Below are 12969 nucleotides of genomic sequence, written 5' to 3' on the forward strand. Positions count from 1 at the left end.
CCCTATTTCTATCGACAAAGTCATGCATAAATCAACGTTTTTTGATATGATTAGTAAAACCTTAAATCTAGGATCATTCAATATGAACTGTCCATTTCTTATTCAAAATGTGAGTATCCCTGCGAAAATGTTGGTAAGTCCTAGGACTTTAAGGGGCAAAATAAATGATGAATCGTGTCCACCAACACGGTATATGTCGATTTTCAATAAAGCTGTTTTCGCATGTTTTTTCGTACTAATAAATATACACGTATACAACTATTATTTCGGGACACCTATTCTCTATTAATGATAATCACATATACTTTCTTTAATTTTGTATAAGTACCAACAAAGTTTACGAAAGAGCCTTAAATAATCATGATAATTTTATATTACTTATTTCTGATAGGGGGATTTATATGTTTGAAGTGAAGAAGTATAAGGAAAATAAAGAGAAGAATTATGAGCTCGTAATTAAGCAGCTACATGCTCTTATAGATGGAGAAAAGAACGATATAGCCAATTTAGCTAATGCAGCAGCCTTGTTAAATCAGTTTTTGGATAATATTAACTGGGTAGGATTTTATTTAACAGATCATCCAGATGATGAACTAGTTTTAGGGCCGTTTCAGGGTTTACCCGCATGTGTCAGAATTCCTTTCGGTAAAGGGGTCTGTGGGACAGCTGCAAAACAAAACAAAACTATTAGAGTTGCTGATGTACATCAATTCCCAGGGCACATTGCATGTGACGCATTAACACAGTCAGAAATAGTTATACCATTAGCAAAAAACAACAAAGTGATTGGAGTGCTAGATATTGATAGTCCAATTAAAAATCGCTTTGATGAACAGGATGAAAAATTCCTAGAAAAATTTGCTCAGAAATTAGAAGAATCCTTCGCTATGTAGCAATCCATCTAGCACTATATGATTCATAACAATAGTAAAATGGGTGTCCTTCACTTCCGACACCCATTTTATTATCAAAACTCCTCTTTCATATATTTTGTTTCCCATTGATTGTTATTTTTCACACTAAGATAAACACACATAACACTCGATGTTGTAGTATCTATTCTCATTTAAAACGATAGCTGCTTAGCAGCAAAGTTTACGAAAAGAGTCCTTATATTTGATCCAAAGCCTGACTTAAATCTGACCATATATCTTCACAAGCTTCCAATCCTAAAGATAATCTTAATAAATTATCATGAATGCCCATTTTCAACCGTGCAGACTCTGGAATAACAGAGTGTGTCATTGTTGCGGGATGTTGAATTAGAGTTTCTGCATCACCTAGACTAACAGCGATCTTAATTAACTTAAGTTTATTTAATAAAGATTGTGCTTCTTCCTTATTTCCTTTTATAGTGAACGAAATTAAGCCCCCTGGTTTTTTCATTTGCTTCTGCATAATGTTGAACTGATTGCTAGAACTATCTCCGGGATAAAAAACTTGTTCGATTTTTGGATGTTCTTGCAACTGTTGAGCAATTTGCTCCGCATTTGAACAGTGACGATCCATTCTCACAGGTAATGTTTTTAATCCGCGTAATAATAACCAAGCATCAAATGGAGATATTACACCCCCAATATCTTTTTGTGTTGTTTTTGCCACTGTGTCTATGAAGTCTTTCTTTCCAACTATTAAGCCAGCAATGACATCTCCATGACCACTAATATATTTTGTTGCACTATGAACAACCACATCACAACCTAATTTAAGGGGTTGTTGTAAATATGGTGAACTAAATGTATTGTCAACGATTACTGGTATATCATATTCCTTCGCAACCTTTACAACCATTTCTATATCAATCAGCTTCATAGTGGGATTGATGGGTGTTTCAATATATATGCAAGCAGTATTCGGTCTAATTTCTTTTTTTAATTCATCCTCTGTTTCCATAGAAGAGAAATCATGTGTAATTCCATATTTCTCGTCAATAAGCTGCAATAAACCAAACGTACAACCATATAGTCCTTGCGAACAAACGATATGATCTCCTGATTTGGTCATTGCTAACAAAACTGCAGATACTGCTGCCATTCCTGAACCAAATGCTAACCCTGCCTCTCCATGTTCTAAAGTAGCAATGCGTTCTTCTAAAATTTTCACTGTTGGATTGCTTAATCTGGAGTATATATAGCCATCTTCTTCCCCAGCAAATCTTCGCTCTCCTTGTTGTGCAGTTTCAAAAGTAAATGTGGAAGACTGAAACAATGGAGGCGTTAGACTGCCTAAATGCTCATTTGATTCATACCCACCGTGGATAACTAAGGTCTCAATATTTCGATACTTATGATCTTTCATCTCCGTATGCCCCCCCTTAATTGTATAGGTTATTAATGCAACCTTCTATATCATATGAGAAAGCGGACAAAAATGAAAGCGTTTTCTTTTGGTAATGAAAAAAGGAGCTCCGATTTTTCTCCTTGCTATATTCGCATAAATTATTTTTCCCTTCTAAAAGATTACCTCTTATCCAACAAAGTTAGTGTATCTTTACATCTTACGAAATCCAATATATGTTCATCAACAAAGTTTACGAATAGGGTCTATATTTTCATTAGATCGGAAAACACAATTATCCATCGTAGCACTTGCATAGGCACTTTCTTCATTTCTCAACATTATAAGTGACAAGTTGATTTTTCCCAGAACCTTTCGCTTTATACAGTGCTTTATCTGCATGAAAGATTAAATCGTTTAAGCTGCTTTTATAGTCATTTCCCCAATAAGACAACCCACATGAAATCGTAATTTTAGGGTTTGTGCCGCTTTCAATCTTTTTTATTAGACGTTTAGCAACTTCCTTACCAATTTTACAATCTACCGTTGGGAGGTAAATAGCAAATTCTTCTCCACCCCACCTGGCACCTATGTCTTTTTCTCGTATATGCATTTTAATAATATCGGCCACTTGAATAAGAATGTCGTCTCCTACTTGATGACCAAATGTGTCATTGACCTCTTTGAAATTGTCGATATCAATAAGTAATAGCGTTCCTTGGTGATCTTCACTTAATGAATACAATATCTTTTCATCTAAATATTTCCTTGAATAAAGCTTCGTTAGATGGTCAGTAATAACCAAATTTTCCAATTCTTCTCTTAACATAGAATTAGAGAATGCCAACGTAGAATGGTGAATTAACGACTGCATTAATTTAAAATATTCAAAAGTAAAGTGATGTGGTTGTTTATGTAAAACAAGTGCAAACCCCTTTAATTCTTCACTATGTACCATTGGTACTGACATTATAGATCGGTAAATAAGATTCATTACATGATCGGCTTGAAGCTCTCCTATAAAGATCGAATCCATTTCTTCTTTAATTTTCTTATGGATAAAGTGGATATACTCCTCACAATCCTTAGTTTCAAAAAAGCTTGTACTTCCTGGTAATAACGTGAGCTGGTTGTTATCGTCAATTAACACAAAACCCACTTCTTGTGCATTGAACGAATTTATCATTTGGTCTGTCATAAATGCCATTATTTCTCTTAAACGAAGGTTAGAATTTAATGTATGTGAAGTAGCATTTATTAGCTGTAAATCAGCAATCAATCGTTTCGATTGTTGATATAATTGTGCATTCTCTATCGCGCTACCTGCAGTATTTGCAAGCAATATTATAAAATCTACTTCACGTTTAGGAAAAACGATACTATCATGTGCTGTTACTTGTAACACTCCGTACACACCTTGCTTACCCATAAGAGGAGCATACAAGATCGATTGTTTTTCCTTCACAGATTGTTCAAAAAACACTTCACCATTGACATATGCTTTCATTGCGAACTCATGAATATGGTTATCATCATAATTCAAATCTTTAATTTGCATGTGATTCTGATTGTTGTTGTCATGTGAAAGAAGTAAATGATGTGTAAATGATGGATAAATATCTTCAAGTGTCTCAATTATTTCCTCTAAAACGCTGTCGATTGACATGGAGGAATGAAACTTTGCTGTTATTTGATTCAGTTGTTCATAGCGTTTTTCCTCATTAATAATATTTGTGAACTTCCTCACTTGATTAACAAATTTTTCGCACTCTCTTCCTATTTTCTGTAAAAATTGATTACTATACTCATCGACATTACTCTGTTTTATTAATAAAAAACCATTTTCTTCTATTAAAGTAGAAAAAGGGATCGTTACAGAAGAGTCTCCTAATTGATCAAGTACATCTAGTGGCTGTCTTATAATAGTCTTATTGAGAAGTTGTGGTAAGATTTTTTCAGATGAAATGAAGAACTGATCTAACTCCTCAACAACACTTGTCATTGTTGAAGCTTCTAGAAAAAAACGATCGATTTCGTGGTTATATAAAAACAAACTAACTTCTAAAGCTTGTAAATTAGTTTTAATAAGGTAGGTTAACTCCGATGGTATATGATGATAATTACTATGATTGTCATCAATTAATAACAGATCGAACAACTCTGCTTTAATACGTGTATATATTTGCTCTTCCACTAGTTCCATTTTATCACCCGTTTATTAAGGTTTGGTTCATACCTATGGAAAGTTTAAATAATTCTGTGTAATCAATATTATATCTTAAAATCATTAATTTTTCCTAATTTTTTTAAATTTTATAGTCTATTTGTCCCATGACAATACTTTTATCCCGATAATTTTCTGTATATGTACAATCTTATTATAACCTTCTTGACTTTCATGAAGAAAAAACATATAATGTTCGTTGTGTAAAATATCGCAGCTTATGTGATGTACATTGGGTTCTCAGTTTGTTCCTCTCTATTGGAGGTGTATCGTGTAACTCTCTGCTGCTAGAGCGAGGATACATGAAAAACAAAATGGGCTGAATGAAATACATTACGTCTGTTTTTATTTTATACAAAATAAAAACATTGAAGGAGGAGTCATCATGGCTCGTTATACAGGTCCAGCATGGAAATTATCTCGTCGTCTTGGTATTTCACTAAGTGGAACGGGAAAAGAATTAGAGAAACGTCCTTATGCACCAGGTCAACATGGCCCAGGTCAACGTAAAAAACTTTCTGAATATGGTTTACAGTTACAAGAAAAACAAAAGCTTCGTCACATGTACGGTGTAAACGAACGTCAATTCCGTAACTTGTTTGATGCAGCTGGTAAAATGACTGGTAAACATGGTGAAAACTTTATGGTTCTTTTAGAATCTCGTCTTGATAACTTAGTATATCGCTTAGGATTAGCTCGTACTCGTCGTCAAGCACGTCAATTAGTTAACCATGGTCATATTGTAGTTGATGGAGGTCGAGTAGACATTCCTTCATATAAAGTTAAACCTGGTCAAACGATTTCTGTTCGTGAGAAATCTCGTAATCTTGACATTATTAAAGAAGCTATTGAAGCTACAAACTTCGTACCTGAGTACGTAAACTTCAATGCTGATAACCTAGAAGGTACATTCACTCGTTTACCTGAACGTTCTGAATTACCAGCTGAAATTAACGAATCATTAATCGTTGAGTTCTACTCTCGTTAATTAAATCGCTTTATAACTAGCGATGATAAAAGCCCTATAAACCTTTATAAACCAAGGTTTATAGGGTTTTTTGTTTGTTTTTTACTTTGTAGAAGAATGTATTCTCCTCCAGTTATTTAGAGGAGATTTTAGGGGAAGCTTGAATTTGACTCAAATGTTCTGTATTATTAAAATATTTTATTACAATATTAGATGAGTTATATTCAATTAAATGAACTCCTGTATCTTGAGTATGAATAAAACAATTGGGAACAGGAGGTAATTTTAATAAAACATGTATCAATTTTTCAATCATACCACCATGTGACAATATAACAATTCTGTTAGAATCTTTATGTTCATCTAATATTTTCAATAGAATAGTTTCAGCTCTTGCTCTAAATTCTATATCTGTTTCTCCTTCTAGAATACTCTCAAATGGTTTTAAGTCATAGTGAGAATTCATGTTTTCATTTGTAATAGGTTGCCCCGCTAAAATTCCATTGTTCCTCTCTCTAAGGTCGTCACTATAAGTAATTTTACATTTTAATTTTGCTCCCAAAATCTTTGCTGTTTCAGAAGCTCTTTTTAATGTGCTTGCCCAAATAGCATCAAAATCCCCATGATTTTTAACTAAATGTGAAGCTAAAGATTCCGCTTGATTTGTTCCTTTTTGTGTTAATGCAAAATCAGCTCTTCCTTCATGTACATTAAGAATATCTGCTTCTGATTCACCATGTCTTATTAATAGTATTTCCATTTTTATCTCCTACCTTACAGTGATAAATTAACGCCAAGCTAATACTTATTTTTCTCATTTTTTGATTCCTTTGTTGTTTATTAACTATTATGATTATATCAAAGCGATATATATTGAGCTTATTGCTTTACTTAGATCATAGCTTCCATTTTCTTCACCAGCATAGTCACAATCAACTTTCTCTCCTAATAAAACTTCAACATAATTCAAACCAGCCCTTTGAATTGTATGTATACACCCAACTATTGATAATAAAGGAATTCAAACTCCTAAAACAAAAAACAGCTATCGACCATCATAATTGATGATACGTCAGTTAACCAATTGAAGTTTTATCAAAAGTGGTGCAAAAAAATAATATTATCTCACGGCATGTATCTCAACAAAGAATGATTTTGTCTTTATCTCCCATCAATCAGGAAATCCACTCACTGACTACACCATTATATACAGTATTTTACGTTTTATTAAAAGGTGTTTTCGCATTGATTGTTGTTTTTCGTTCTAAGGAATAAGCACGTATATGTCTAGCATTCGTGGCATCTATCAAAGACAGAAGAAGAATCTGTTTAAGCGTTTGAGCAAGGTTTTAAACCTATAACTGGGGGAGGCTTTCTCAAACACCCTCAAAAACATTAGTGTTCACAGGCTTTTTAATTGTATTAAGTTCTACTCTCGTTAATAAAGTTAATAAGAGCAAAAACCCTAGAAAAGATTTTCTAAGGTTTTTATGTTTGAATATAATTTATATTTATCATTGTTGTGATTTTAAAAAATAGAGTTTGGACAGTAAAGTAAGGGATTTAGACAATGAACCAAAGCTTTTCGTTTATAAGTTTTCATTTCATTGAATTTTTCGCACGACTGCACTCAATAATGGATGTAGACATTTTTTCATCACCAATTACTTTTCACCAGAAGACGACACAGTCTTCTAGTGAAAAGGCTCCAACGTTTCTAAACAGGAGTTTTGATGCCAGCCATTCACATTAGTTCAACAAATAAATTTGGACCACCGTCATCTTGCTTAATTGTCTAGCTGCAATGCTTATCCTTACATACGTCATGCTTATTGGTTCCAGCTTTTAACTTGGATAACCAAGTCAGCTAAGTTTTGCTATTAATACTTAATTAGGAAGTATTTTTTCTTGCCTCGGCGAATGACAGTGAATTGGCCTTCGATTCTATCCGTGTTAGTTATTACACGATCAATTTCTTGTGTTCGTTCACCGTTAATATATATTGCTCCATTTTTTATATCTTCTCTTGCCTGACGCTTCGATGGAGATATTTTACTCATTACTAATAAATCAACTAAACCAACCTCAGCTTCACCTTCAAAATCATATGAAGGCACATCTTTAAATCCTTGTTTTATTTCTTCAGCTGTTAAAGATGATATTTCTCCATTGAAAAGCGCACTTGATATTTTAATCGCTTGATTTAACGCTTCTCCTCCATGAACTAACTTAGTCACTTCTTCAGCAAGTGCCTTATGAGCCGTTCTTTGTTCAGGTGCGTCACATAATTCTTGCTCTAATTGTTCGATTTGATCTTTTGATAAAAATGTAAAATACTTCAGGAAATTAATAACATCTCTATCATCAGAGTTAATCCAAAACTGATAAAATTCATAAGGAGAAGTTTTTTCCTTATCTAACCATATCGCTCCACCAGCGGTTTTGCCAAACTTTGTTCCGTCTGCTTTCGTAACAAGAGGAATAGTTAAACCAAATGCCTTTTCTTCTTCATCAGAAGATTTTCTAATTAATTCTAAGCCTGCAGTAATATTTCCCCATTGGTCACTACCACCAATTTGTAATTTACAATTTTGTTCTTTATATAAATGTAAAAAGTCTAATGATTGTAATATCATATAGCTGAATTCTGTAAATGAAATCCCAGACTCAATTCTTGATTGAACTGAATCTTTTGCGAGCATATAATTTATCCCAAAATTTTTACCTACATCCCGTAAAAACGATACAACATCTAGCTTGCCAATCCAGTCAAAGTTATTTGCTAAAAGTGCTTTATTCTCACCACTTTCAAAATCTAGAAAGCGAGAAAGCTGTTGTTTTATACGGTTTGACCATTCAATGACTACATCTTCTGTATTTAATGACCTTTCACTACTCCTGCCACTTGGGTCACCAATTAATCCTGTTCCGCCACCGACAAGTGCAATCGGTTGGTGGCCAGCTAATTGAAATCTCTTTAACACCAATATAGGTAATAAGTTCCCGATGTGTAAGCTATCTGCTGTCGGATCAAAACCACAATACAACTTCACTATCTCTTCATTTAAGTGCTGCTTTAGCCCATCTTCATCAGTAATTTGATTAATTAATCCTCTGAACTGCAAATCCTCTATTAGATTCATACAGATCATCTCCTTTTCGTTAAATTAGACAACACAAGGTGCCTCACTATGCCAACGTCCTATGGGTAATGTTGTAATCGGATCAACTCCCGAGACGCGCTTCAGACAACATAACAAGATGGTAACTTGTTAACATTGTTATAGATCGGCTTATGACTTTAAGCCGACGAAGCCTTAAGCTAGACAAATAAAAAACTCGCCCCTAAAAAATGAAGGGACGAGTGTATTCGCGGTACCACCCTACTTGAGGAATATATCCTCCGGCTTAAAAAGATAACGGTAAAACCGTCCTTTGCTACTTAGTCAACTAACCGTTCGCAAAAGATGCTCTAGGAGGTAATTCATGCATATCTTTGTACTGGTTCCCACCAAACACCAGCTCTCTAAGTGAAGTTGTTAAATTGATCTAACAACTATTTTTACAGGGAGATATTTCACTACTAATTCCTATCATTGCATTCATGTATTTGAGTTAAGAATATTTTTATCATATTAGTATCATAAATGTCAAGAACACATTTAATTATTATGAATTAAGTTCTACAAATTTAACGATTCGTTGTTCAAATCTTCCATACCAGAAATGATATTTATTTATTAGGCCTTAAGCCATCTCATACAATTTACATTTAAAATATGGAAACAAAAATATTTTAGAACAAGGAAAATGACTTATGCTATAATTGTAATGATTTTGTCTTTTTATAAGGTGGTTTTCCAATTGATAGTTATTAATTGTGTCAAAGAAATAACTACGTATAAAACTGGCATACAAGGTAACTTTTCTCCAATGAAATAATAACTGAATGAAATCAATTTGTTGTTAAACAATAACTACAAACTTTTTAGAGAGAGCTTTTTAATAGGCTCTTTTCGTAAACTTTGATGCTATTGTTACCAAAATTTTTGGTTTTATCCTAGCCATTATTTTAAAGTAGAAAAGATGCCACGAAGATTAGATGAATATGTATTTAAATCTTAGTACGAAAAGTAAAAAACAATTCGAAAGCAGCTTTTTAATAAAACTTCAATGATTAAAAATTATAAAATAGATAGAGATTTTTAGTTGATTGTACCCAGGGGGGAAATATTGAATATGAGTGATAATAGATCTAATTGGCAAGATCGAATACAAAAAGTACGAAGGATGTTCAGTAGCAAAGATGCTGTTAAAGGCGCAAGAATTACTTACGGTGTATTTTGGAATATCACCCTACTCTTTATAATTATTGGATTAATAGGGTTCTTTTTTGCTGGTGGTGTTGGTGCTGGCTACTTCGCGTCGTTAGTAAAGGATGAACCAATTCGCTCTTATGATAGTATGAAAAAAGACATCTATAATTATGAAGAAACGACTGAATTATATTTTGATGATAATGTTTATTTAGGTAAGCTTCGTTCCGACCTTGATCGTGAAGAAGTTAGTATAGAAGATGTTTCTCAACACCTAATAAATGCAGTCGTTGCAACAGAGGATGAGTTTTTTTGGGATCATAGTGGAATTGTTCCAAAAGCAATCATGCGTGCCCTTTTCCAAGAAGTTACAAATTCATCTGTAAGAACAGGTGGTAGTACGCTTACTCAACAGTTAATTAAAAACCAAATACTTTCAAACGAAGTATCTTTCGAACGGAAAGCAAAGGAAATGTTACTTGCGCTACGACTTGAACAATCTTTTGACAAAAATGAAATTCTTGAAGCTTACTTAAATGTTTCTACTCTCGGAAGAAATTCTTCAGGTAGGAACATAGCTGGTATCCAAACAGCTGCTCAAGGTATTTTTGATGTTGATGCGAAAGATTTAAACATACCTCAAAGCGCATTTATTGCTGGTTTATTTCAAAGCTTTAGCTATACGCCATTTACAAATAAAGGTGAGATAAAAGAGGATTTAGAATCATCTATGAATAGAATGGATACTGTACTTAGCCGTATGCTGCAAGCTAAGTTCATTACAACAGAAGAATATGAATCTGCATTAAATTACGATATAACAGCAGATTTTGCACCACCTAAGGCATCTCCAATAGATAATTATCCTTGGCTTACTTTTGAGATTGAGGATCGTGCAGAGAAAATATTAGCTGAGATATTAGCTGAAAACGACGGGTACGAAGTGACGGATTTAGCTGAAAACGACGATCTATACAACGATTATATAAATCGTGCGAGTAAAAACTTACGACAAAATGGATATAAAATCCATACGACAATTGATAAAGAGATCTATGACGAAATGCAAACTGTAGTACAAAACTTTGAATATTTCGCACCTGACAAACCAGAGGAAAAAGAAGATCCTGAAACTGGAGAAATGGTTCAAGTGATGGAACCTATCGAAGCTGGAGCGGTCCTAATTGAAAATACAACTGGTAAAATCATCAGCTTCGTAGGTGGACGTGACCATGATCGAGAACAGCTGAACCATGCTACGAATGCAGAACGCTCAAATGGTTCTACGATGAAGCCTTTGTTAGCTTATGGTCCTGCTATGGAGCTAGGTAAGGTACAACCAGGGGCAATTTTAGCAGATGTTGAACTAAAGGTACAAGCAGGTGGAGAAATGTACCAACCTGGTAACTATGATGGTAGAACACACGGTCTAACATCTGTCCGGTACGCTTTGCAAAAATCATATAATATTCCAGCTATTCGTTCATATATATCCGTTATTGATCAAAACCCTGCTTCATTTTTGGAAAAAATGGGATACACAAGCTTAGCAAAAGAAGATCATACAAATTTATCACCAGCTATTGGTGGCTTAAAATATGGGGTAACTGTTGAAGAAAATGTTAATGCTTATGCTACATTTGCAAACGATGGACAATTTGTCGATGCTTATATGATTGAACGAATTGAAACAAATGACGGTGAGATAATTTATGAGCATGAAAGTGAACCTGTTGAAGTATTCAGCCCACAAACATCTTACTTAATGATTGACATGATGAGAGATGTCATTAGCGGTGGAACAGCTGCCTCGCTCCCAGGCAGACTTGATTTCAAGGCTGATTGGGCAGGGAAAACTGGTACATCACAAGATTTTAAAGATGCATGGTTTGTTGCAACAAACCCAAATGTAACCTTTGGAGTTTGGAACGGGTATGACACACCAAAATCAGTAAAAACGACATCAGGGCCAACATATGGCCAAAGAAACATATATTTGTGGGCAGATTTAATGAATGCAGCTTATACTATTAGGCCTGAACTAATTGCTCCTGAAGAAAGGTTTAAAATGCCTGGTGGAATCATTAGTCGTTCTTATTGTGCTGCATCAGGTCTATTGCCTTCAAAAGCATGTGAAGAAGCTGGGCTTATTGAAACAGACCTTTTCAACGCAAAATATGTACCTACAAAAGAGGACAATAGCTTAGAAAAAGCTAATTATGTTGAAATTGGTGAAAAAATATATCGAGCTATAGAAACGACCCCTGAAGAATTTACTAAAGAAGGGTTTATGTTTACTGAAGCATTCCTTGAAGAAATTGGCATTACCGATTTAAAAGTAGCTAAGCAACTAATTCCAAATAGTGAAAAATGGAGCAATATTATTTTTCCTGAATTAGAGGAATTAGAAGATACAGGAGAATTACCTGATACTATGGGCGGTGTTAAACTAAATGGAAACTCAATCACATGGCCTGCTCATTATCAACAAACTGTTATTGGATATCGAGTGTACGAAATATCCAATTATGGGGAGAATGTTTCAGAAATAGGCATCGTACCTGTTGGTGAAGATTTAGAATTTACTGTAGGTAATACAGATAGTGCTTATTACGTGACTGCGGTCGATATATTTGGAAGAGAATCTGCTGAGTCTAATAAAGTCATTAATGGTGATTGGCAAGAAGAACCTGATGATAATGAAGACCCTAACAACGGGGACAATGACCAACCTGGTGACGGTGAGGACCCTGGTGACGGTGAGAATGATCCAGGAAACGATGATAATGATCAACCTGGCGAGGGCGAAGGCGAAGATCCTGGCAGCGAAGATAACGATCAACCTGGTGACGGGGAGAACCCTGGTGATGAGGAAAACGATCAACCTGGTGATGGTGAGGACCCTGGTGACGGTGAGGACCCTGGTGACGGTGAGAATGATCCAGAAAACGATGAAAGTGATCAACCTGGTGATATAACTGAACCAGAAGATCCAAGTACACCTGCGGACCCTTCAAATCCTTAATAATAAGGTTCAGACAATAATAAAAAAGAAGGTTGCTCAAAAGTTAATACTGAGCGACCTTCTTTTTTTCTCGTATATAAGAACTAAATAAAGTTAGACGTATAGATGGCTACCTATTAAATGTTTGTTTCGTTTTTAATACGAAAAACATCGTTTATTC

At 34.5% G+C, this 12969-nt stretch carries 7 protein-coding genes and 1 other annotated feature; of the genes, 3 read left to right on the forward strand and 4 right to left on the reverse strand.

Features of this window, described 5'->3' with window-relative positions; genetic code table 11:
- Nucleotides 1-401 precede the first annotated feature (401 nt).
- Nucleotides 402-893, forward strand: a complete 492-nt coding sequence (locus ACSVDA_RS08270) for a GAF domain-containing protein (RefSeq protein WP_485882334.1) — start codon at nucleotides 402-404, stop codon at nucleotides 891-893.
- 217 nt (nucleotides 894-1110) lie between these two features.
- Here the strand turns inward: ACSVDA_RS08270 and megL are convergent, their stop codons facing one another.
- Both megL and ACSVDA_RS08280 read right to left on the reverse strand, forming a co-directional pair.
- On the reverse strand, nucleotides 1111-2298 hold the full coding sequence (gene megL / locus ACSVDA_RS08275; RefSeq protein WP_485882336.1) for a methionine gamma-lyase: 1188 nt from the start codon (nucleotides 2296-2298) through the stop codon (nucleotides 1111-1113).
- 307 nt (nucleotides 2299-2605) lie between these two features.
- Nucleotides 2606-4480, reverse strand: coding sequence for a sensor domain-containing diguanylate cyclase (locus ACSVDA_RS08280; protein WP_485882338.1), 1875 nt, complete (start codon nucleotides 4478-4480; stop codon nucleotides 2606-2608).
- Nucleotides 4481-4886: 406 nt separating this feature from the next.
- Here ACSVDA_RS08280 and rpsD point away from each other — a divergent pair, with 406 nt between their 5' ends.
- The gene (gene rpsD / locus ACSVDA_RS08285; protein ID WP_320211050.1) at nucleotides 4887-5489 is read left to right on the forward strand and encodes a 30S ribosomal protein S4; all 603 of its coding nucleotides are present in this window, start codon (nucleotides 4887-4889) and stop codon (nucleotides 5487-5489) included.
- 112 nt (nucleotides 5490-5601) lie between these two features.
- On the opposite strand, the gene ACSVDA_RS08290 is transcribed toward rpsD, so the two are convergent.
- Together ACSVDA_RS08290 and tyrS are read right to left on the reverse strand one after the other, a co-directional pair.
- Nucleotides 5602-6228, reverse strand: a complete 627-nt coding sequence (locus ACSVDA_RS08290) for a histidine phosphatase family protein (protein WP_485882340.1) — start codon at nucleotides 6226-6228, stop codon at nucleotides 5602-5604.
- A gap of 1120 nt (nucleotides 6229-7348) precedes the next feature.
- On the reverse strand, nucleotides 7349-8611 hold the full coding sequence (tyrS, locus tag ACSVDA_RS08295; RefSeq protein ID WP_485882342.1) for a tyrosine--tRNA ligase: 1263 nt from the start codon (nucleotides 8609-8611) through the stop codon (nucleotides 7349-7351).
- Between the two features lie 210 nt (nucleotides 8612-8821).
- Nucleotides 8822-9074 (reverse strand) — a binding site (T-box leader).
- A gap of 633 nt (nucleotides 9075-9707) precedes the next feature.
- Between tyrS and ACSVDA_RS08300 the strand changes: the two genes are divergently transcribed.
- Nucleotides 9708-12809 carry a transglycosylase domain-containing protein gene (locus ACSVDA_RS08300; protein ID WP_485882344.1) on the forward strand — a complete coding sequence of 1034 codons (3102 nt, stop codon included), beginning with the start codon at nucleotides 9708-9710 and terminating at the stop codon, nucleotides 12807-12809.
- The last annotated feature ends 160 nt before the right edge of the window (nucleotides 12810-12969 follow it).

Source organism: Cytobacillus sp. Hm23, assembly GCF_051842895.1.
Classification (GTDB): domain Bacteria; phylum Bacillota; class Bacilli; order Bacillales; family SM2101; genus Nanhaiella.